Genomic DNA, 22,630 nt, shown 5'->3' with positions numbered 1-22,630 from the left:
AAGCCGCGGCGGCGACCCCTTCCGGGATCCCCACCGCGGCTCACGCAGCTCGATCAGACGGCGCAGCCCACGCAGCTCACACGAGCCACGCGCCATCACGGGCGGCGTGGCGCGGACGGCGCAACCGCCGCCCGCCCCGGACCGCTACTGCGCCGGCTCGTCGGAAAGCACTCCGTCCACCAGACGCGCGTCCGGGTTCAGGATGACCGCCTTCTCCAGCGCGGCGGTGTCGCCGTACGCACCGCCGTCGCCCAGGCGACGGCCCTCGGGCCGCTCGAAGAGGCCCTCGCCGCCGTAGATCGCCTCGTCGATGCGGCGCAGGCCGGCGGCCTCGCGCTCATCGGCGGCGGCGCGCCACTCGTCGGCGGCCCCGGCACCGTTCTCCGCGGCGACGGCCGCATGGAACGCCTCCGGGTGCACGATCGCGACCAGCGCGGACACGTGGCCGAAGCCGAGGGAGGTGACGAAGCCGGCCTTCATGGGCAGCGCGCCGCCCATCTCGATCGGCTTGGTCGGCCACACCAGACGGCCGTGCTTGGCCAGCTCCGGATCGACGCAGTCCAGGGACCGGTTCGCCGGGAGCACGCCGGTGCGCAGCACCTGGGTCAGGCCGATCATCTGGAACGCCGCGGCGCCGCCCTTCGCGTGGCCGGTCAGCGACTTCTGCGAGACCACGAACAGCGGGTTCGACTCATCGCGGCCCAGCGCATCGGCGACGCGCTCGTGCAGCTCCGACTCGTTCGGGTCGTTGGCGTTGGTCGAGGTGTCGTGCTTGGACAGGATGGACACCTCGTCCGCCGCCACGCCATGCTTGGCCAGCGCCCGCGCCAGGCGCGAACCCGTGCCGCCGCGCGCCGCGCCCAGGGCACCCAGGCCCGGGGCCGGGATCGACGTGTGGGCGCCGTCGGCGAAGGACTCCGCGAAGGCGACCACGCCGAGCACCGGCAGGCCCAGGTCGCGGGCGACCGAGCCGCGGGCCAGCAGCACGGTGCCGCCGCCCTGGGACTCGACGAACCCGCCGCGGCGGCGGTCGTTCGGCCGCGAGAAGAAGCGGCGGTCGATGCCCTTGGCGTCCATCGTGGCGGAATCGGCGGTGGCGTTCATGTCGCCGAAGCCGGTGATGCCCTCGGTGGACAGGTCGTCGAAGCCGCCGGCGACGACGAAGTCGGCCTTGCCCAGCTGGATCTTGTCCAGGCCCTCCTCGACGGACACCGCGGCGGTGGCGCAGGCCGCGACCGGGTGGACCATCTGGCCGTAGCCGCCGACGTAGGACTGCATGACGTGCGCGGCGATGACGTTCGGCAGGGCCTCCTGCAGGACGTCGCTGGCGCGCGGCAGGCCGAGGATGCCGTCGATGTACAGGCTGCGCAGCGATTCCATCGCGCCGATGCCGGTGCCCTGGGTGGAGGACACGAGGCCCGGGTGGACGGCGCCGAGCAGCTCCGCCGGGGTGAAGCCGGAGGACAGGAAGGCGTCGACGGTGCAGACGATGTTCCACAGGGAGACGCGGTCGAGGTTCTCGCACATCTCCGCCGGGATGCCGTACACCGACGGGTCGAAGCCCTCGGGGATCTGGCCGCCGACGTAGCGGGACATGGCCATGCGGCGCGGCACCTGGACGGCCGTGCCGGCGAGACGGGTGACGATCCACTCGCCGGACTCCTCGTCGGGGCGCGCGGTGGTGTTCTCCGGGTCGGACTCGACGAAGGTGATCGCCGCCGCCTTGTCGCGGACCGGGAAGGACAGGTCGCGCTCGAGGTAGACGGTGGTCAGCTCGGTCATGGAATTGTCCACCAGGTCGCCGTCGTCGCCGTAGCGGCGGACGCCGACGCGGGCGGTGACTTCGTCGCGGTAGCGCTCGACGATGTCCTCTTCGTCGATGGGCTGGCCGTCGGCGTCGAGCCAACCGCCGTCGTAGCTGATCAGGCCCATGGTCCAGGCCAGTTCGACGATGCCGGCGCCCGAGATCTCGCCGATCTCCGCCTCGAAGCGGGTGCGCGAGGAGCCGTAGGGGCCGAGCTCGCCGGCGCCGACGATGACGATCATGTCCTCGGGCGCGACCTTGACCCCGGAGAAGTCGGGGGCGGTGCGGTCGAGCGGCTTGCGCAGGCCCGGCAGGGCGCGGATGGAGCGGGGCTTTGCGACGCCGCCGTCCTCGCCTTCGCCGTCCTTTTCGGCCGCGGCCGCGGCCTCCTCGGCCAGCTTCGACATGTTCAGGTCGACGTCGCCCAGGCCACCGGTGAGGTCGATGGTGATGGGCTGCTCGGCGGCCTTGGCGCGGGCCTCCGGGGTGGCCTGCTCGAGCAGGAGCTCGGCCATTTCCTCGGTGGCGTAGGTGCGCACGCCCTTGGCCTCGACGGCGTCGACCAGCGGGTCGTTGCCGCCCATGAGTCCGGTGCCGCGGACCCAGCCGATGTGGGCGTGGACCAGGGAGGTGCGGGAGCCCCAGATCTCCTCGGCGTTCCAGCGGGTCACCACGGCGTCGAGGGCGGCCTTCGACTCGCCGTAGGCGCCGTCGCCGCCGAAGCGGCCGCGGTTCGGGGAGCCCGGCAGGACCACGTGCAGGCGGTGGGCGACGTCGGTGTCGGCGCCGATCTGCGACAGACCGGCGACGAGCCGCTCGACCGACCAGAGGAGCAGGCGCATCTGCATCTCGGCGGCCGGGCCTGCGTCGGCCAGGGAGCCCATGACGCGCGGGGCGGCGAACGGGAACAGCAGCGTCGGCGACATGGCCGGCTTGGTGACCACGGAGCCGCCGCCGACGGTGGCGGTCTGCTCGTTGCCGACCCAGTCGACGACCGCGTCGAGGTCCTGGTAGCTGGTCAGGTTCGCCGGGACGACCCACAGGGCCGCGCCATCGATGGCGTGGGTGCGGTAGAGCTCCTTGTAGAACGCCAGTCGGCCCGGGTTGAGGGACGACGTGGTGGCGACCACGGTGGCGCCGTCGGAAAGCAGCCCGCCGATGACGGCCGCGGCGATGGAGCCCGGCGAGCCGCCGGTGACCACGGCGACGTCGGAGGCGCGGGCGCCCTCGCCCGGCTTCGTGGCGTTCGCGGCCAGCTGCTCGTACGCGGCGGCCAGGTCGGTGCGGCCCGCGGCGGTGGCGCGGCCGGCCCAGAACTTCGCCTGCGGCGCGGCGGAGGCGGAGATCGTCTTCGGCGTCGCGGCGGCCAGATCCTCGTCGGAGGAGGCGGCCCACATGCGGGCCAGGTCCTCGCGGGAGGTGGCCCAGCGGTCGTCGATGAGCACGGCGCGGTCGGCGTCGAAGGACGGGGTGACCAGGCGCGGCCAGTCGGAGCCGAGCTCGGCGGTGACCAGGTCCAGCAGCTTGTCGTCGGCGTCGTCGGCGTCGAAGTCGACGGCGCCGGTGATCTCGTGGCCCAGCTGCTCCAGGATGGTGCGCGCGGCCACGGCCAGCACGCCGCCGGAGCCGGTGACCTGCTCGGCGAAGGCGCCCAGCGCGGCGGAGTCGACGACCCCGCCCGCGCCCCCGCCGGCGGCCGGCATGGTCACGGCGACGCCGCGGTTGGAGCCCACGGCCTGCACCGCGGAGTCGATGAGCTGGTTGAGCTCGTTGGTCGACGACGGCGGGTTCGGGGCGAGGTGGCCCAGGTCGCCGCCGCGCAGCGAGGAGCCGTCGCGGGAGCCGAGGACGACCTCGGCCACGGTGGCCTCCACCCAGCCATCGCCGAGCTGCCAGGTGTCGCGGACGCGGTCGGCGACGTGGTTGGCGCGGGCGCCGGCGGGGCCGGTGACGCGGCGCAGGCCGTCGGCCAGCGCCTCGGACAGGACGGGGCCCCACGGGGTCCAGCCGCGGACCATGCCGCCGATCTTGTCCTTCAGGGAAGGCATGTCGGCGTCGGCGGCGCCGTCGATGGCGCCCAGGCCGAACTCGGCGCCGAGGTCCAGCAGCAGCTGGTTGCGGCGGGAGCTCACGCCGTCGACGAGGGTCTCGATGGAGTCGGCGGCGCCGATCTGGTCGGGGCGGACCTTCGTCCACAGCGCGATGAGCACCTCGACGGCGTCGGCCGGGGTGAGGGCGATGTCGGCCGGGCGCTCCGCGGAGGTCGCGACCGGGGCGGGCGCGGCGTCGGCGGCGGCCGGCTTCTGCAGCGGCTCGGCCGGCGAGGAGGTCTCCTCGACGGCGGCTGCGTCTGCGTCGTTGGCCTCGACTTCGGCCTCATCCGCCTCGGGGCGGACCTCGTCGCGGGCGAAGACCAGGTCGCGGTCGCGCTCGACGTTCCAGACGGTGACGTCGCGGTCCGCGTGGCGCGGCAGCGCGGCGGTGCGGGCGGCGAGGTTCGCGATGGTCGGGGCGGTGCCCACGCCGACCTCGATGATGCGCGAGGCGCCGAGGGCCCCGAGCACCAGGTCCTGCGTCTCGATCCAGCGCACCGGCGAGCAGAACTGCCAGGCCAGCAGCTCGACGAGCAGCGTGCGGGCCAGGCGGCCCGGGTTCGCGGCGGCGGCGCCGAAGTCGGCGAGGATCTCGTCGAGGACCTTCGACTCCGCGACCTCCGCCATCTCGCGGACGAACTGCTCGGTCAGCGCGAACTGGGTGGCGGTGAGGTTCGGGATGTAGCGGCCGACGAGGGCCTCCGGGTCGACCTCGTCCGGCAGCAGGCGGTCGAGGTGGCCGCGGAACTCGTCGACGCCGTCGCGCAGGACGGCCGAGTGGAACGGCACGTCGATGCCCGGGATGCGCACGTAGGCCTTGCCGTCGGGCGCGGCCTCGTTGGCGGCGGCCTGCAGGGCCTTCAGGCCGGCGACGGTGCCGGCGACGGCGTACTGCTTGCCGGCCAGGTTGTGGTTGACGACCTCCAGGAACTCCCCGGACTGCTTCGCGACGCCCGCCACGAACTCTTCGACGTCGGATTCGGCGACGCCGCACTTGTCCGGGCGCAGGGCGGCCAGGCCGTAGTTGGAGCGGCCGTTTTCGTCGCGCGGGACCAGCGAGTGCATGGTCAGGCCGCGGTGGTAGACGACCTCCAGGACGGCGGCGGCGTCGAGCACGCCCGCGAAGGCGGCCAGCGCGTTGTACTCGCCGACGGAGTGGCCGGCGAAGTAGGCGTCCTCGTCGAGGACCCCGGCCTCGCGCAGCTCGGCGGCCTGGGCCAGGCCCAGCGTCGCCATGGAGACCTGCGTGAATTGGGTCAGGTTGAGCACGCCCTCCGGGTGGTGGAAGCGGCGGCCGTTGACGGTGACCTCGGTCGGGTTGTCGCGGACGATCGCCAGCACGGAGAAGCCGAGCTTCTCGCGGGTGACGGCGTCGGCCTCGTCCCACACGGCGCGGGCGGCGGCGGAGTTGTTCCGCGCGGCCAGTCCCATGCCCTTGGACTGGATGCCCTGGCCCGGGAAGGCGTAGAAGGTGGTCGGCGCGGCGATGACGGCCGTGGCGGAGAGCACCGGCTCGCCGTCGACGGTGGCCATGACCTCGCGGACCTCGCCGTTGCCGGGGCGGGAATCGATGCCGCGGCGCTCGACGGTGAAGGTGACCTCCTGGCCCGGCAGGACCGGGGACAGCATGGTGGAGGTGAACTCGGTGATGCGGTCGCCCAGGCCGGCGGACGCGCCGGCGATGGCGGCGTGCTCGGCGGCGGCGGACAGCCACATGCCGTGGACGATGACGCCCGGCAGGCCCGCGAGCATCGCGGCGCGGTCGTCGACGTGGATCGGGTTGCGGTCGCCCGAGACGGTGGCGAAGGGCACCAGGGTGCGCGGCGCGGTCACCGTGACGGTGGCGCGGTGGCTGCGCGGGGTGTCGGTGACGGTCGGCAGCGGCACGGTGTTGACCTGCGCCGGGGTGTCGCCGTTGCGGCCGCGGATGGCGAAGCGCTCCGACAGGGTGGCCACGAGGTTGCCCTCGCCGTCCTCCCCGGCGTCGGCGGAGGCGTCGCGGATCTCGGCGCGGACCACGACGACGCGGCCCATCTCGGTGTCGGCGACGTCGTCGGCGTGGGCGGTGATGGCCAGGCGGGTGCCGTCGGCCAGCAGCGACGGGCCGGCGGCCGCGGCATTGTCGGCGTCGGCGGCGGTGACCAGGCGCACGTGGTGCTCCAGGTGGACCAGGGCGAGCATGCCTTCGACGACCGGGACGCCGGACTCGGTGGTGGCGTCCGCGACGGCGGCGAAGATCGCCGGCCAGGCGTGGCCCACCAGGGCGTCCGGTGCGGTGCGGGCGCCGGAGCCGGTGACGGCGCCGTGGTCGGCGGCCGCGGCGGTGGTCCAGACGGACTCCCACTCGGCGATGCCGTCCTTGATCTCCGGCAGCGTGCCGCCGGCGGCGATCGCGGTCAGGGCGCGCATGGAGGCGGCGGCGTCGTCGACGGAGATGACCGGCACGGTGCCGGCGGGGCCGGAGACGTCGAAGCGCAGGGTCAGCTCGTGGTCGCCGCCGGAACCCTCCAGCGGGACGGTGAGCACGGCGACGTCGTCGCCCTCGGTGGCCAGGGTGGCGCCGGTGTCCGGCTGCTCGGCCGAACGGGCGTCGTCGGAAAGCTCCCAGGAGGCGCGGGCGCCGAGCTGCAGGGCCGGGTTCGCCTGCTGGCGGCCGGCCCAGCGGATGACCGGGTTGGCCAGGACGCGCGCGACCGGGGCGACCGACTCGTCGGCGGCCGGGGCGGAGGCGGCCAGCTCGTCGGCGGCGGCCTCCTCGAAGGAACCGAGGATCTCGGCGACCGGGACGTCGGCGGCGGTGATGCCCGCGACGGCGGCGGTGCCCGGGATGATGCAGACGCCGTCGGCGTCGTAGCGCTCGTCGTGGGCCTGCCACAGCGAGTCGGAGCGCCACCAGCGGCGCACCTCGGCGTCGATGACCGGCACGAAGTTCACGGGCTTGCCCGGCGTGCGGCACGCCTCGGACAGGAAGTGCTCGGCGTCGGCCGGGTGCAGGCGGACGTCGAGGTCGTACGCCTCGGCCAACAGCGCCACGGTGGCGGAACCGGACGCGGCGCCCTCGCCCACCGAGGAACCGGTGCGCACGGACTCGAACTCGCCGGAATCGGCGTCGGCCAGGCGGGCCTCGAAACGGTCGAGGATCACGTCGAAGCGGGCGGCCCACGACGGGTCGAGGAACTCGCCCTCCGGCGCGGCCAGCTCGAGGTAGCGGTCCAGGACCTCGCGGTAGGTCATCTCGGCGACGTCGCCGAAGTACGGCTTCGCGGTGCCGTCGATGGCGGCGATGATCTCGTCGCGGCGGGCGGCGACGGCGTCGGCGTCGTTGGCGACCTCGTCGAGCAGGCGGCCCGCGCGGGCGGCGGCGTTGTCGATCTCGTGGATGTCGGCGCCCAGCTGCGAGCGGCCGGAGGCCATGCCCTCCTCGGCGCCGCCGGCCGGCACCCAGGCATCGGTGCCCTTGGTGTCGACCAGCATCTTCTTGACGCCGGCGGAGGCGGTGGACTCCTTGGCGGCCATCGCGGCGGTGCCGATGATGATCGCGTCGACCGGCATGGCCGGGTAGCCGTGCTTCTCGGACCAGCGGCCCAGCAGGTACTCGGCGGCCTGCTCCGGGCGGCCGATGCCGCCGCCGACGGCCAGCACGGCGTTGCCGCGCGCGCGGATGTCGGCGTAGGTGGCGGTCAGGAGGTCGTCGAGCTCCTCCCACGAGTGGTGGCCGCCGGCGCGGCCGCCCTCGACCTGGATGATGACCGGGACGTCCGACAGCTCGTCGTCGGCGGCCAGGGCATCGGCGATGGCCAGGACGGACTTGATCTGCTTGACGGTGCCCGGCTTGAAGGACACGTGCGGGATGCCCCCGGCGCGCAGCTCGCGCACCAGGGCGACGGCCTCGTCGACCTCGGGGATGCCGGCGGAGACGGTGACGCCGTCGATCGGACGGCCCGCGGCCACGGCGCGCTGCACCAGGCGGCGCGAGCCGATGTGCATGCCCCACAGGTACGGGTCCAGGAACATGGTGTTGAACTGCGCCGACGCGCCCTCGTCGAGGAGCTCGTGCAGGCGCGAGACGTTCCGGTTGAAGATCTCCGGGGTGACCTGCCCGCCGCCGGCCAGCTCGGCCCAGAAGCCGGCGTTGGCCGCGGCGGCGACGATCGCCGGGTCGACGGTGGTCGGCGTCATGCCGCCCAGGATGATCGGCGAGCGGCCGGTGGCCTCGGTGAACTTGGTCTCCACGCGGGCGCGGCCGTCGCGGGTGACCAGGCGCGGGGCGTGGGCGTCCCACGACTGCGGGGCGGCGGGGGCGGAGCCCGGCTCGAACAGCTCGGCCTGGCCCTGGTCGACGGCGGCGGTGACGACGCCGACGCCGGTGCCGGCGAGCAGCTCGCGGGTCAGCGGCGCCACGCCGGCGCCGGGGCCGACCTCGATGATCCAGTCGGCGCCGGCCTCGACGGCGGAGGCGACGTCGGCGGGCCAGTCGATGACGGCGGTGAGCACGTGCTCGGCGATCGGGCGGGCGAAGGCCTCGTCGATGCCCGCGGCGGCGGCGAGCTCGATGGTCTCCTCCACGCCGGCGGCCATGTCCGGGTGGTGGAAGCCGGCACCGACGGGCAGCGGGGAGCAGGTCGGGGCGAACGGCGCGCCGCCGCGCTTCTTTGCGCTCAGCTCGGCGGCGTCCTTCGCCGCGGCGCGCTCCAGGTTGGCCTCGGTGGCGCGGAGGTCGGCGGGGGTGCCGACGACGACGCACATGGTGCGGCCGTTGCGCAGGCCGACGACGGCATGGCCGGCGAGGTGCGGGGTGACCAGGTCGGGGCGGACGCCCGAGACGATCATCATCGGGTGCGACGCGGCGCCGTTGCCGGGCGCGGGGCGGGAGGTCATGCCGGTGACGCGGCCCTGGCGGGCGACGGTGACGCCGATGATCTCGGCGAGCGCGACGACGTCGGCGGCGCGGTCCGGGTTCCGCACGGCGTCGACGCCGAGGACGCCCTGGGAGTGGCCGATGGCCGCGACATGGGCGGACACGTCGACGCCCTGGGCGGCGAGCAGGTCGAGCACGGCGATCTGCGAGATGAGGATGCCCGGCACGGAGACGGCGGGGGCGCTCAGGTCGGGCAGGCCGGCGACGGAGACCGGGGCCTTCTTCTGTGCCTTCTTCTGGGCGTCGGCGTCGAGCGCGTCGGCGTCGGCGACGGGGCTGGACTCGGCGGCGCGGGCGGCGCCGGCCTTCTCGGCCCATTCGAAGGGGGTGAAGCCGTCGGGGCGCTGGCCGGCGAGCCGGTCGGCGATCGGCGCGAGGCGCTCCTCCGCCTTCGCCACGAGCTCGCGGACGCGACCGTCGACGCCGGCGGCGGCGCAGGTGGTCAGGGTCTCGAGCCAGGGGTAGCCCTGCCCGGAGAAGCTGAGGGCGAACTTCTCGCCCCCGCCCAGCCGCTGGGACAGCGTGGGCTCGACGCGGCGCGACGTTTCGTCGGCGGTGGGGCGCGAGCGGAAGATGGACAACGCGTCCGCGGCGGTGCGGTGCTCCGGCTTCTGGTTGGGGGTCACGCGGTGGGCTCCTTGTTCAGACTTGGGATCCGCGGGCATGGACATGCGAATGCCCGCGAAGTTGGTTCGCCCGACAAATATGCCACAACATTCGTGAGGGTTTCTTCATGTTTCTGGCTTGACGACGGCCCTCGCACGGGTTTGCAACCGATCCCATAACTTCGGTGAAACTCTGCAAAGTTGCGGCACAACGGCGTAAACGATGCCAAGTTCATCGTCGCGACGTGCATGTTTGACACGTGAAGAAACTCATCGGCCGCTCCCCCGCGCCATCCATGGGCCACCGGGAGCGGCCGTCGCGACCGCGGAAAGGAGCCCGGAGAAGTGACGAAGGTCACGCGGATTCGGCAACGGGAAGGGCTCGAAAACGGCCGAAAACGACAAAATCCGCCCCAAGATCACGGGCGGATGGCGCTCACATAACGGAGCGGCGGCGGGATGGGCACGGCACGGTAACGGCGGACGGCGCCGGCGGCCGGACGGAGGGGCTCAGCCGAGCAGGTCCCGGACCGCCTCGGCGGCCTCGTCGAGCTTGGCCGGTTCCCCGTCCGCCTTCTCGACCGCGCCGTCGAACACGGCGCATGGGTCATCCACCACGACGGTGTCGTCGGGCGTGATCCCGCGCCGCGCCATGTATTCGTCGATGTGCATGGAGATGCTCATGGCCCGGATCCTACCGTCGCAAAGCAGAGGGCCCGCCGTCCCCCGGTGACGGGAACGACGGGCCCGCCGCGGACCGGCCGAGGGTCAGCCGAACACGGCGCGCAGGACGAGCACGCCGACGGCCGAGATCGCGGCGGCCGCGGGGAGCGTGATGACCCAGGCGGTGGCGATGGGCTTCATCAGGTTCCAGTTGGCGGCCTTGTTCACGATGCCGACGCCGAGGACGGCGCCGATGAGGATGTGCGTCGACGACACCGGCAGGCCCAGCAGCGAAGCGCCCATGACGACGCCCGCGGCGGCGAGTTCGGCGGAGAAGCCGGAGGCCGGGTGCATCTCGGTCAGGCCGTGGCCGACTGTCTGGATGACGTAGCGGCCGATGAACCACAGGCCGGAGATCAGCGCGACGCCCATGGCCACCATCACGGCCATCGGGACGGCGGATTCGCTGTTGATCTGGTTGGTCTTCAGCACGTCGAGCACCGCCACGAACGGGCCGATGGCGTTGGCGATGTCATTCGAGCCGTGCGAAAACGCGAACGCCGAGGCGGTGAACACCTGCATCCAGCTGAACAACAGGAAGGTCGACTTGGACAGCGCGTGCTTCTTCAGGGTCTTGGCGAAGATGAACACGGACATCCACACCACGGCGGCGATCATCGCGAGGATGAGGCCGTTGCCCAGGGCGCTGAGGTTGAGCTCCAGGTTCGACAGCCCCTTGAACAGCATCATCGAACCGATGACCACCGAACCGAAGGAGGCCAGCAGCGGCACCCAGGTCTCCAGCGCCTTGTGCGCGTGGACCTTCTCGGCCTCCTGGTTGAGCTCCTCGAGCTTGCGGTAGTAGTCAGACTCCAGGTCATCCGGGGTGTAGTCGTGCGTGGACACGATCTCGGCGTCGCGGACCATGGCGTTGGTGTAGGAGATGCGCTGGAGCTCGTCGAGGCGCTCGAAGGCGCGCTTCTGCTCGTTGCGCACCTCGGCGCGCCGGGTCTTCAGCCGGCGCAGCGACTGGTCGGCGCGCTCGTTGTACACCAGGATGTTGTCCTTGATCGCCCGGAACAGCAGCCAGGCGACCAGGCCGCCGAGGACCGGCGACAGCACCCAGGAAATGGCGATCTGGCCGATCTGGTCCCACTGGACCATTTCCCAGCCGCCGGTGCCGGTGACGAAGCCGAGGGACAGCGCGCCGCCGACGATGCCGCCGACGATCGAGTGCGTCGTCGACACGGGCCAGCCCATGCGGGTGGCGACGAGCAGCCACAGCGCCGCGCCGAGCAGCGAGGCCATCATGATGAACACGAAGTCCATGGGCAGCAGGTTGATGGAGCCGAGGTCGACGATGCCGGAGCGGACGGTGTCGGTGACTTCGCCGCCGGCGAGGACGGCGCCGGAGACCTCGAAGATCGCGGCGACGATGAGCGCCTGCTTCATGGTCAGCGTGCCGGCGCCGACGGACGTGCCGAAGGAGTTCGCGACGTCGTTGCCGCCGATGTTGAAGGCCATGAACACCGCGAAGATGATCGCGGTGACCAGGATGATGATGTTGTCGGTGCCCCCGACGTAGCCGCGGGACCACAGGATGAAGACGATGAGGGTGATGCCCAGCAGCGCACCGAAGGCCAGGTGCCAGGGGAGGTCCCCACCGCGCTTGACGCCGGTGGGCTCCATTTGAATTGCGGTTTTGGTCGACATGGGAAGTCCGACTCCTCGTACCGTGTCGGCGACCTCGGGCGGGTGGGCGCCGTTTCCGGGGGTTCGGCGCAGTCCGCTGGTGCCGCCGTATGGATGGATGCCGGTGACGCGGGGGCCACCGGGGGCACTGTGCCTCGCGGGGATGAATGCCGCTTTAAGCAGGCATTAACGCGGGATGGCCCCCGGGAGAATTCTCGGTGCCGCTCCCCCGCCGTCCCCCGTACCGGCCTTCCCCCTCGCCCGGAAAACCCGGACAAGTGCGCCCGGGGGGACTTGAACCCCCACGCCCTAGGGCACAGGAACCTAAATCCTGCGCGTCTGCCAGTTCCGCCACGGGCGCCCGCCCGGTCCCCGTCGATCCCCCGAGGGGGTTTGCCGCGGGGTGCCGCGGGCTTCGACAATCTTAACGGGTTAGGGTGGTGAGCGTGTCATCCACCAGGCAGAAGTCCCAGCGGCAGCCCGACGGACGCTCCTCCGGCCCCTCGGGGTCGGCGGCGCATGGCCCGTTCAAGCGGCGCACGCGCATCATACAGCTGGTTTTCCTGATTGCGGCGGTCGTCGCCACGCTGGCGCTGGCCTATTGGCAGCTCAGCCGTTGGAACACCACCAGTTCCTTCCAGAATCTGGGGTATGCGCTGCAGTGGCCGGCTTTCGGCATCTTCTTCATCTGGGCGTACCGCAAGTACATGCAGTACGAGCGCGAGAAGTTCGAGGGCAACGAGGAAGCGGGCGTCACGGTCCGCGATGGCGACATGACGGAGATCCCCGAGGATTTCCTGCCGAACCGCCCCGTTTCCGCGCCGGGTGAGACGACCGCAGACGACACCGCAGACGACAACGACGTCACCCTCGACGAGGAGAAGCAGTGACCAACCCGAATCAGGCGCAGGAATCGCAGCAGGGCGGGGTCCGGCCGGACACCGCCCCCGCCACCGATGGCCGCGCCATTCACCCCAACCGCCAGAAGCGGGTCCGGACCGCGCTGAAGGCGTTTTCCATCACCGCGTACATCACCGGCGTGATGCTGCTGGTGCTGGTGGCGGAGATGATCTACAAGTACGTGATCATGCCGGAGGGCCAGGAGGCCCCGTCGTGGTTCTTCTTCGTGGCGCAGGCGCATGGTTTCGCGTACATGGCGTTCCTCATCGCGATCGTGAACCTGGGCACGAAGGCCCGGTGGTCGCCGGGCAAGTGGATCATCACGGCGTTGGGCGGCGTGGTGCCGTTCCTGTCGTTCATCGTGGAGCGCAAGCGCCGCGACGAGGTCGAGGCCGAGTTCAACTTGGCCTAGCCTTTGGCTTTGCGACGGCCGGCGCCCCGCATTTTCCGTTCGGGAAATGCGGGGCGCCGGTTTTTCGTCGAGGGGCGTCTGCCGCGGCGTGGGTGGTGCCGCGGCGGTCAGCGCATGGTCTTCACCAGGCGGGCGAGCTCGGGGACGAGCTGGCGCAGCGCACGGCCGCGGTGGCTGATGGCGTCCTTCTCCTCCGGCGGCAGCTCCGCCGCGGTGCGGGGCTCGTCGCCGGCGACGTCGAGGTCGCGGCCGGCCTTGACGCGGGAGTCCTCTTCGCGGGGGACGAACAGCGGGTCGTAGCCGAAGCCGCCGTCGCCGCGCGGTTCGGTGAGCACGCGGCCGCGCCATTCGCCGTGGAAGGACAGGACCAGGTCGCCGTCGCCGGAGTCGGGGGCGACGCCGTCGCCGACCTCGCCGGCGCCGGGGACGACCAGCACGACGGAGGACACGAAGGACGCGCCGCGGCGGTTCTCCGGGATGTCGCGCAGCTGGCCGAGCAGCAGCGTGTTGTTCGCCTCGTCGTCGCCGTGGCCGCCGGACCAGCGGGCGGAGAGCACGCCGGGCATTCCGTTGAGTTCGTCGACGGACAGTCCGGAATCGTCGGCCAGGCAGGGAAGTCCCGTGGCGTCGGCGCCGTCGTTGGCCTTGATGAGGGCGTTGGCCTCGAAGGTGCGGCCGTCCTCGGGCCGTTCGGGGTATTCGTCGACGTCGTCGATGGACAGCAGCTCGACGCCTTCGACGCCGGCTCCCTCGAGCAGCCGGGCGAGCTCGCCCAGCTTCTTCTTGTTGCGGGTGGCGACCAGTAGTTTCATCGCCGTTCCCCTTCCCGTGGTCGGATTCCCGGCGGCGGGTGGCGCCGCCGACGCGACGGTCGTTGCGTCGTCCACCCCCAGTTTTCCACCATGCGGGCTTCACGTCACGTACCGCCCGCAGCGCGGCGTCCCCCGGGGCGGATCAGACGCGGACGCGGCCGTCGGGAAGCTCCCCCGGGTACGGCGCGCGCAGGACCTCCTGCTGCAGCTGGATGAGCTCGCGCAGGCCCTTGTCCGCGACGTCGAGCATGGCGTCGAGCTCGCCGCGGCCGAAGGTGGCGGCCTCGCCGGTGCCCTGGATCTCCACGTACTCGCCCTCGGCGGTCATGACGACGTTGAGGTCGACGTCGGCGCGGGAGTCCTCCTCGTAGGGCAGGTCCAGGCAGACGTTGCCGTCGATGACGCCCACGGACACGGCGGCGACGGGCGCCTTCAGCGGCGCGCCGGGCACGGCGCCGGCGGCGTGCAGGTAGGTCAGGGCGTCGGCCAGGGCGACGTAGGCGCCGGTGATCGCGGCGGTGCGGGTGCCGCCGTCGGCCTGGAGCACGTCGCAGTCGATGTTGATGGTGTTCTCGCCGAGCTGGCCCAGGTCCACGGCGGCGCGCAGGGCGCGGCCGACCAGGCGGGAGATCTCGTGCGTGCGGCCCTTGACCTTGCCGCGCATCGACTCGCGGGGCATGCGCTCGTGGGTGGCCGCCGGGAGCATCGAGTACTCGGCGGTCAGCCAGCCCTCGCCGGAATCGCGCTTGAAGCGGGGCACGGACTGCTCGACGGACGCGGTGCACATCACGCGGGTGTTGCCGAAGCAGACCAGCACCGAACCGGCGGGGTTGTCGGTGAAGCCGCGGGTGATGGAAACCTTGCGCATCTCGTCGCCGGCGCGACCGTCGGCGCGGGTGAAATCAGAAGTCATGGCCCCAACGGTACCGGCCTACGGTGCGAGCACCATCCCGGGGCGGGCCAGCTCGACCGGCCCGTCGAACTCGGCGCGGGCGGCGGCGAGGGCGCCGTCGGGGTCGCCGTAGGGCGGGATGTGCGTGAGCACCAGCTTCTTCGCCCCCGCCAGCGCCGCGGCGCGGCCGGCTTCGGCGCCCGACATGTGCATGTCGGCGGGCTTGTCCTCCCCGTCGCCGCACCAGGTGGCCTCGCAGATGAAGACGTCGACGTCCCGGGCGAGGTCCACGACCGCGTCGGTCCAGCCGGTGTCGCCGGTGTAGGCGATGGTCCCGTCCGGGCCGGTGATGCGGAACCCCCACGCCTCGATGGGGTGGACCATGGGGAACGCCTCGACGGTCAGCCCGGCCACCTCGAACGGGGTGCGCCCCTCGATGACGCGGATGTCGAAGGTGTCGCCGAGGTCGTCGAAGCCGTCGCCGGTCTCGGCGGATGCGTGCCCCAGCCGGTCTGCGGAGTCGGCCGGCCCCCACAGCAGGTTGCGGCGGGTCGACGGGGCGGTCGGGTGGAAGCGGCGCCACACCAGCAGCCCGGGGATGTCCAGGCAGTGGTCGGCGTGCAGGTGCGACAGCACGATGTCCAGCTCGGCCGGGTCGCGGTACTTCTGGAGCTGCCCCAGCACTCCCGGGCCGAAGTCCATGACGAACGCGCCTTCATCGGATTCGACCAGGTACCCGGAGGCGGCCGCATCGGGTCCGCACATGCTCCCCGTGCATCCCAGAACCGTCACTTTCATGACCCCACAATGCCACGGCACCCGCGCTTCGGGCATGTCGACCCTCCGCCGGAGGGCCGGATCAGCGCGCGACGTGAGGGCTGACGTCGGTGCCGTGGGGGCTGACGTCGGTGATGGCGGGGCCGAGGAAGCGGGCGGCGAGCTTCTGGAACATCGCCGGGTCGCCGGTCGATTCGAAGACCCGCGTCGGCGGCGGGTCGGTTTCGGGGTCGGCGAGCAGATCCAGTTTGGTGAGGGTCCGCAGCACGTCCTTGGCGGTCTCCTCGGCGGAGGACACCAGGGTGACGTCCTCCCCCATGGCCAGCTGCACGACGCCGGACAGCAGCGGGTAGTGGGTGCAGCCGAGGACGAGCGTGTCCACGCCGTCGGCCTGCAGCGGGGCGAGGTATCCCTCGGCCAGGCCGAGGATCTGGCGGCCGGAGGTGATGCCCCGCTCGACGAAGTCGACGAACCGGGGGCAGTCGGCGGCGGAGACGTCGACGCCGGGGACGGCGTCGAAGAGGTCCTGGTAGGCGCGGGAGCGGATGGTGGCGGCGGTGCCGATGACGCCGACCCTGCCGTTGCGCGTGGCGGACACCGCCCTACGCACGGCGGGCAGGATCACCTCGACGACGGGGACGGGGTACCGCTCGCGGGCGTCGCGCAGGAAGGCGGCGGAGGCGGTGTTGCAGGCGATGACGATCATCTTGCAGCCGCGGGCGACCAGGTCGTCGGCGATGGCTTCGGCGTGCCGCCGCACCTCGGCGATGCGCAGCGGGCCGTAGGGCCCGTTGGCGGTGTCGCCGACGTAGATCATCGATTCGTGCGGCAGCTGGTCGACGATGGCGCGCGCCACCGTCAGGCCGCCGACGCCGGAGTCGAAGACCCCGATCGGCGCGGTGCGGTCGATCTCCAGCTGGTTGGCGTCGCCGTCGATCATTTGGCGGTCGCCTTGCCGCGTTTGAGCATCGAGGCGGCGATGATGCCGCCGATGGCGCCGAAGAGGTGCATCTGCCAGCTCACGCCCATCTGCGTGGGGAACACGCCCCAGAGCAGGCCGGAGTAGCCGAAGCCGAGGATCATGCCCAGCAGGATCTGGCCCGGCGCGCGGTTGTAGAAGCCGCGGACGATGAGGAACGCCAGCCAGCCGTAGACCAGGCCGGACGCGCCGACGTGGGCGGTGCCGACGCCGCCGATGAACCACGTGCCCACGCCGGACACGAGCATGACGATCGCCGTCACCTGGAACCACAGCCGCTTGGAGGTGAACGCGATCAGCGCGGCGAACAGGGCGGCGGGCAGCGTGTTGGCCATGAGGTGCTCGAGGTCGCCGTGGAGCACCGGGGCGAAGAGGATGCCCCACAGCCCGTGGGTGTCCAGCGGGCGCAGCCCGAGCGACTGGTTGAGCTCGCCGAGGAAGAAGATCTTGTTGAAGAAGAAGACCACCCACGTCAGCACCGTGAAGCCGATGCCTGCGCCGAGGGCGGAGCGGATGCCGCCGTCGGAGGTCTTCGGCGCGACGGCGGTGCCGTATCCCGCGCCCAGGGCGTCGGTGCCGGGGCGTCGCCCCCGTGGTCCGGGCTGCATGGTCACTGTCGTCGGGTCCTCTCGGGTTCGGTGGCGGTCTCGGCGAGTTCGCCGAACGCGGGCACTCCCGCGCGCGACTCGGCGGAGACTACGGCGTCGACGATGGCGTGCTCCACCGCGTCGGCCGCGGCGGCGGCCAGCAAGGCCAGGGTCGCGGGGTCGACGGGATCGCTTGACGACGTCCCGGCCGGATCCCCTGCTCCCTCCAACGCGCCGGCGCCGGGGAACGTTCCCGTGGCCAGGCAGAAGAGGGTGTCGCCGTCCATCGGCAGATGCGAGGGGCGGATGGCCCGCGCCATGCCGTCGTGGCCGGCCATGGCCAGGCGCTGGGCCTGGTCCTGGGTCAGCGCGGCGTCGGTGACGATGCAGCCGATGGTGGTGTTCAGGGCGCCGCCGCCGTCGCCGGGGCCGCCGGGCACCGGCACCTTGGTCAGCCCCAGGAACTTCTCGCCGATGGCTTCCAGCGCCGGTGCCGGGATGGCGCCGCGCCCGGGATCGGACCACAACCTCCCGTCGGGCCCGGCGACGGCGCCCATCGGGTTGGCCACGACCAGCGCGGTCACCGTCGCACCGTCCGCGAGCGCGACCGACGCCTGGCCGACCCCGCCCTTGATCGCGCCGGCCATTGCGCCGGTGCCCGCGCCGACGCAGCCGGACGGGGCGGGTTCGCCGCCGTCGCCGTCCAGCGCCGCCGCCAGGGCCTTCTCGCCGAGCTCCGCGTCCGGCACATCGCGCTCGCCGAGCAGCAGGTCGAAGATGACGGCCGCGGGCACGATGGGCACTCGGACGTCGGGGAACTCCTCCGTCACTCCGAAGCCGCACCCGCGCCCGGCCAGGCCGCGCATCACGCCGTCGGCGGCGGCCAGCCCGAAGGCCGACCCGCCCGCCAACACGATGGCGTGGGCTTCCCGCACGGTGTTCCGCGGCTCCAGCAGATCGGTCTCCCGCGTCCCCGGGCCGCCGCCGCGCACGTCCACGGCCGCCACCGCGCCATCCGGGCAGGCGATGACCGTCACGCCGGTGTCCGCGGCGGAGGCGTGCCCGACCGAAATGCCGGGCAGGCGGGACGGCGACGCGGCCGGGCCCGTCGTCAAGCGTCCCCCGAAGGACGCCGACGCCACGTGGACGGCGCCGCCGGTCATTCGCGCATCAGCTCCTGCACCAGCGACTCCTGGTTGTAGCTGAGCCACTGGTACATCGCGTCGGTCTCCTCCGCCTTGGAGATCGGCCCGTCATGCCGCTCCAGCGCGGCGTGCAGGTACAGGCGCAGGCTGTTGATCGCCGCGATCCACTGGTTCGCCTGCTCCTCGGTCAACGACACCTGGCCGTTGTCCGCCGGCTCCAGCGCCTCGATGATCGCCCGCAGGTCCGTCAGCTTGCCCTTGACGATGTCCGACTCGTGCAACTGGCGCATCAGCCGGTTCTCGCCCTCCACCGACTCGTCGCCCTCGGCGGCGAAATCCGGCAGCAGGCGCGCCAGGCGCGGATCCTCCGGCGCCTCCGCATGCCCCGACGGCATGCCCGTCAGCTCCGACAGCTCATCCTTCGGCGCCGACTGCGCCCGCCCGATCAGGGCGTCGGCGACTGTGGCGGACAACTCCCCCAGCAGCGCCCGCTCCGCCGGCTCCAGGACCGTGACGTACCGGGCGCCGCCTCGCAGCATCCCCCGCTTCCTCTTCCAGGGGCGCATGGGCTCTCTCCTCTTGTCGACTGAATGGGACGCGCGCCGATCAATCGGCCTGCTGCATGGTGGCCCACAGGCCCGCCTTGTGCAGCTTCTTCACGTCCGCCTCCACCTTGTCCCGCTCCCCCGACGACACGACGGCCTTGCCCTCGTTGTGCACCTTCAGCATCAGCTCGTGGGCCTTCTTGCGGTCCATTCCGAACAGCATCTGGAACACGTAGGTCACGTAACTCATGGAGTTGACCGGGTCGTCCCACACGATGCACTGCCATGGCCGATTGGACTCGGTCACGGTCTCGGCGTCGATGACGCCCATCGGGGTGGCGGCTGGCATGGTCATGCGCCCAAGGATAACGACGCGGGCGATCCCGTGCACCGGGCCACCCCGGCCGCGCACCGGACTAGACTCGGCGGGGTGACGAATCCGACGCCCCACGACACCGAGTCGACCGCCCTGCTCACCGACAAGTACGAGCTGACGATGCTCCAGGCGTCGCTGCGCGACGGCACGGCGGACCGGCGATGCGCGTTCGAGGTCTTCGGCCGCCGGCTGCCCAACGAGCGCCGCTACGGCGTGGTCGCGGGCACCGCCCGCGTGCTCGACGCCATCTCGCGGTTCCGGTTCACCGACGAGCAGCTGGCGTCGCTGGACTTCCTCGACGACGCGACGCTGGAGTACCTGCGAGACTACCGCTTCACCGGCGACATCGACGGCTACCGCGAGGGTGAGCTGTACTTCCCCGCGTCGCCGATCCTCACCGTGCGCGGCACCTTCGCCGAGTGCGTGATCCTGGAGACGGTGATCCTGTCGATCCTCAACGCCGACTCGGCCATCGCGTCGGCGGCCGCCCGCATGGTCACCGCCGCCGGCGGGCGGCCGATCATCGAGATGGGCTCGCGCCGCACCCACGAAGAGGCCGCGGTCACCGCCGCCCGGGCCTCCTACCTGGCCGGATTCACCGCGACGTCGAACCTGGAGGCCGCCGCCCGCTACGGCATCCCGGCGTCGGGCACCGCCGCCCACTCGTGGACGCTGCTGCACACCAACCCCGACGGCACCCCGGACGAGGCCGGCGCCTTCCGCGCCCAGGTGGAGACCCTGGGCCTGGACACCACGCTGCTGGTGGACACCTACGACATCACCGCCGGCGTCGCCACCGCCATCGAGATCGCCGGCCCGGAGCTCGGCGCCGTGCGCATCGACTCCGGCGACCTGGGCGTGCTGGCCCGCCAGGTGCGCCAGCAGCTCGACGGCCTGGGCGCCCACAACACCCGCATCGTGGTGTCCTCCGACCTCGACGAATTCGCCATCGCCGCCCTGCGCGCCGAGCCCGTCGACGCCTACGGCGTGGGCACGTCGGTGGTCACCGGGTCCGGGGCTCCCACGGCGGGACTCGTGTACAAGCTGGTGGAGGTCGACGGCGTGCCCGTCGCCAAGCGTTCGCGGGACAAGAAGAGCCACGGCGGCGCGAAGGCCGCGGTGCGCGCGTGCCGGCGTTCGGGCACCGCCGTGGAGGAAATCGCCTACCCCCTGGGCACCGGCGTCCCCGACACCGGCACGCTCGAGGCCGTCGGCCTGACCATCCCGATGATGCGCGGCGGCGAGCTTTCCGACGACCTGCCCACCCTGGAGGACGGCCGCGACCACCTGGCCCGCGCCCTGATCTCGCTGCCGTGGGAGGGCCTGGCGCTGTCGCGCGACGAACCCGTCATCAACGTCCGCTTCGCCGGTGTCTGACCCGGCGGACGGGGCCGACCGCGTCGAGGAACTGCTCGGCCATGCCGTCGCCGCGCTCGGCGGCACGGAGCGCGCCGGGCAGGTGAAGATGGCCCGCGCGGTGCACGGGGCGATGGAGTCCGGCCGCCACCTGGCCGTCCAGGCGGGCACCGGCACCGGCAAGTCGCTGGCGTACCTGGTCCCCGCGATCGTGCGGGCGATGGAGGACGGCCGGGCGGTGGTCGTGTCGACTGCCACCATCGCGCTGCAGCGCCAGCTGGTCGAGCGCGACCTGCCGCGCCTGGCCGATGCCCTGGAGCCGCACGTGTCGCGGCGGCCGACGTTCGCCATCCTCAAGGGCCGCAACAATTACCTGTGCCGGAACAAGGTGGCGGAGGTGCCGCTGGACGACGGTGGCGGTGCCGGAGACGGATTCGGCGCCGAAGCCCTCATCGACCCGTCCTCCCTGTCGCGCACCGCGGCGCAGGTGCTCAAGCTGCGCGAATGGGCGAACGAGACCGAGGACGGCGACCGCGACAGCCTCGACCGCGGCGTGTCCGACATGGCGTGGCGCCAGGTGTCGGTGACCTCGCGCGAGTGCGTCGGGGCGATGAAGTGCCCGATGGGCGAGTCCTGTTTCGCCGAGGCCGCCAAGGCCCGCGCGGCCGACGTCGACGTGGTGGTGACCAACCACGCGCTGCTGGCCATCGATGCGATGTCGGACGCGATGATCCTGCCGGAGCACGAGTACGTCATCGTCGACGAGGCCCACGAGCTCGACGGGCGGATCACGTCGGTGGCCACGGAGGAGCTCACCGCCACGGGCATCACCCTGACCGCGAAGCGCGCGAAGAAGGTCGGCGCGGCCGAGCAGGCGGGCGACCTCGAGGATGCGGCGGGGATGCTGCAGGAGGCGCTGATTTCGCTTGGCGACGACGGCGTGGGCAGGTGGGACGACATTCCCCCGGAAGCGGGCGTTCCCCTGACCGCCCTGCGCGACGCGCTGTGGAAGACGCAGACGGCGCTGGCCACGGGCCAGGAGGGCGACGCCACCGAGCGCCAGACGGTCCGCGCGGCGTTGGAGAACATGCACGATGCCGCGGTGCGGATGCTCGCGCAAGATGACGGCGATGTGGTGTGGATGACCGACCGCCGCGCCCTGTGCGTGGCGCCGCTGACGGTGTCGGATCTGCTGCGCGACCGGCTTTTCGGCGAGAACACCGTGGTGCTGACGTCGGCGACGCTGGCGTTGGGCGGCCGGTTCGACGCGATGGCCGCCACGTGGGGCCTGCCGAAGGGCAATTGGGACGGCATGGACGTCGGCACGCCGTTCGATCCGGCGAAGTCCGGCATCTTGTACGTCGCCAGGCACCTGCCGAAGCCCGGCCGCGATGGCACGGACCCGAAGGTGATGGACGAGCTGCAGGCGCTGATCACCGCCGCCGGCGGCCGCACGCTGGGCCTGTTCTCGTCACGGCGCGGGGCCGAGGCGGCGGCGGAGGAGATGCGGAAGCGCGTCCCCTTCGACGTGCTGTGCCAGGGCGACGACGCGATCGGCAACCTGGTCGAGCAGTTCGCGGCGTCGGAGAATTCGTGCCTGTTCGGCACGCTGACGCTGTGGCAGGGCGTCGACGTGCCCGGCCCGGCGCTGTCGCTGGTGGTCATCGACCGCATCCCGTTCCCCCGCCCGGATGACCCGCTGCTGTCCGCCCGGTCGGATGCGGCGAATCGGGCCGGTCGCAGCGGTTTCATGGAGGTCTCCGCGACCCACGCCGCCCTGCTGATGGCGCAGGGCGCGGGGCGGTTGCTGCGGTCCGTCGATGACCGCGGGGTGGTCGCGGTTCTGGACCCCCGCTTGGCGACGGCCCGCTACGGAACCTGGATCGCCGCCTCCATGCCGCCGTTCTGGCGCACCACCGACGGGGCCGTCGCCCGGAAGGCGCTGGAACGCCTGGTGGCGCAGAGGTACGGGAACTAGGTGTTGGGGCCCGGCGCCGGGGAATCGCGGCACCGGAAGCACCGCACCCTCCGTCGACCCCGTCGGTGCCCGCAGCGAACGCCATCTGATGCGCCT

At 72.3% G+C, this 22,630-nt stretch carries 15 protein-coding genes and 1 tRNA gene; 4 read left to right on the top strand and 12 right to left on the bottom strand.

Features of this window, described 5'->3' with window-relative positions; translation table 11 throughout:
* Positions 1–144 precede the first annotated feature (144 nt).
* The 4 genes from CHAN_RS03170 to CHAN_RS03155 form a co-directional block, all read right to left on the bottom strand.
* Positions 145–9,336 carry a type I polyketide synthase gene (locus tag CHAN_RS03170; RefSeq protein ID WP_290293284.1) on the bottom strand — a complete coding sequence of 3,064 codons (9,192 nt, stop codon included), beginning with the start codon at positions 9,334–9,336 and terminating at the stop codon, positions 145–147.
* Between the two features lie 594 nt (positions 9,337–9,930).
* Positions 9,931–10,104 (bottom strand): hypothetical protein, encoded by a 174-nt coding sequence (locus CHAN_RS03165; protein ID WP_193388806.1) that lies wholly within the window; start codon positions 10,102–10,104, stop codon positions 9,931–9,933.
* An 84-nt stretch (positions 10,105–10,188) separates the two neighbouring features.
* Entirely contained in the window at positions 10,189–11,796 is a 1,608-nt protein-coding gene (locus tag CHAN_RS03160; protein WP_048739359.1) for an inorganic phosphate transporter, read from the bottom strand.
* Between the two features lie 258 nt (positions 11,797–12,054).
* Positions 12,055–12,136: transfer RNA gene (locus CHAN_RS03155), tRNA-Leu, on the bottom strand.
* Positions 12,137–12,221: 85 nt separating this feature from the next.
* Here CHAN_RS03155 and CHAN_RS03150 point away from each other — a divergent pair.
* Both CHAN_RS03150 and CHAN_RS03145 read left to right on the top strand, forming a co-directional pair.
* A complete protein-coding gene (locus CHAN_RS03150) occupies positions 12,222–12,665 on the top strand; it encodes a hypothetical protein (RefSeq protein WP_377748379.1) in 444 nt (147 codons plus the stop codon).
* A gap of 77 nt (positions 12,666–12,742) precedes the next feature.
* Positions 12,743–13,087 carry a DUF3817 domain-containing protein gene (locus CHAN_RS03145; protein ID WP_048739459.1) on the top strand — a complete coding sequence of 115 codons (345 nt, stop codon included), beginning with the start codon at positions 12,743–12,745 and terminating at the stop codon, positions 13,085–13,087.
* Between the two features lie 107 nt (positions 13,088–13,194).
* Here CHAN_RS03145 and CHAN_RS03140 read toward each other — a convergent pair whose 3' ends face one another.
* From CHAN_RS03140 to clpS, 8 genes are all read right to left on the bottom strand, one after another.
* The gene (locus tag CHAN_RS03140; RefSeq protein WP_290291686.1) at positions 13,195–13,899 is read right to left on the bottom strand and encodes a non-canonical purine NTP pyrophosphatase; all 705 of its coding nucleotides are present in this window, start codon (positions 13,897–13,899) and stop codon (positions 13,195–13,197) included.
* A gap of 142 nt (positions 13,900–14,041) precedes the next feature.
* Positions 14,042–14,812, bottom strand: coding sequence for a ribonuclease PH (rph, locus tag CHAN_RS03135; protein ID WP_290291683.1), 771 nt, complete (start codon positions 14,810–14,812; stop codon positions 14,042–14,044).
* Positions 14,813–14,830: 18 nt separating this feature from the next.
* Positions 14,831–15,589: an MBL fold metallo-hydrolase gene (locus CHAN_RS03130; protein WP_290291681.1), complete on the bottom strand. Its 759-nt coding sequence runs from the start codon at positions 15,587–15,589 to the stop codon at positions 14,831–14,833.
* A gap of 61 nt (positions 15,590–15,650) precedes the next feature.
* Entirely contained in the window at positions 15,651–16,508 is an 858-nt protein-coding gene (gene murI, locus CHAN_RS03125) for a glutamate racemase (protein WP_290291677.1), read from the bottom strand.
* On the bottom strand, positions 16,505–17,155 hold the full coding sequence (locus CHAN_RS03120) for a rhomboid family intramembrane serine protease (protein ID WP_290293276.1): 651 nt from the start codon (positions 17,153–17,155) through the stop codon (positions 16,505–16,507). Before CHAN_RS03120 ends, murI begins: the two co-directional genes overlap by 4 nt.
* Positions 17,156–17,157: 2 nt before the next feature.
* Positions 17,158–18,297 carry a P1 family peptidase gene (locus tag CHAN_RS03115; RefSeq protein WP_290291675.1) on the bottom strand — a complete coding sequence of 380 codons (1,140 nt, stop codon included), beginning with the start codon at positions 18,295–18,297 and terminating at the stop codon, positions 17,158–17,160.
* Positions 18,294–18,845, bottom strand: coding sequence for a DUF2017 domain-containing protein (locus CHAN_RS03110; RefSeq protein WP_290291673.1), 552 nt, complete (start codon positions 18,843–18,845; stop codon positions 18,294–18,296). The genes CHAN_RS03115 and CHAN_RS03110 overlap by 4 nt, the downstream gene beginning before the upstream one ends.
* A gap of 40 nt (positions 18,846–18,885) precedes the next feature.
* A complete protein-coding gene (gene clpS / locus CHAN_RS03105; RefSeq protein ID WP_048739347.1) occupies positions 18,886–19,179 on the bottom strand; it encodes an ATP-dependent Clp protease adapter ClpS in 294 nt (97 codons plus the stop codon).
* Positions 19,180–19,254: 75 nt separating this feature from the next.
* On the opposite strand from clpS, the gene CHAN_RS03100 reads away from it, so the two are divergent.
* Positions 19,255–20,577, top strand: a complete 1,323-nt coding sequence (locus CHAN_RS03100; protein WP_048739346.1) for a nicotinate phosphoribosyltransferase — start codon at positions 19,255–19,257, stop codon at positions 20,575–20,577.
* A complete protein-coding gene (locus CHAN_RS03095) occupies positions 20,570–22,534 on the top strand; it encodes an ATP-dependent DNA helicase (protein WP_290291670.1) in 1,965 nt (654 codons plus the stop codon). Before CHAN_RS03100 ends, CHAN_RS03095 begins: the two co-directional genes overlap by 8 nt.
* Positions 22,535–22,630 lie beyond the last annotated feature (96 nt).

The sequence above is a fragment of the Corynebacterium hansenii genome (assembly GCF_030408795.1).
Lineage (GTDB): Bacteria > Actinomycetota > Actinomycetes > Mycobacteriales > Mycobacteriaceae > Corynebacterium > Corynebacterium hansenii.
The sequence above is the reverse complement of the archived record's forward strand: the minus strand, read 5'-3'. Positions and strand labels throughout refer to the sequence as shown.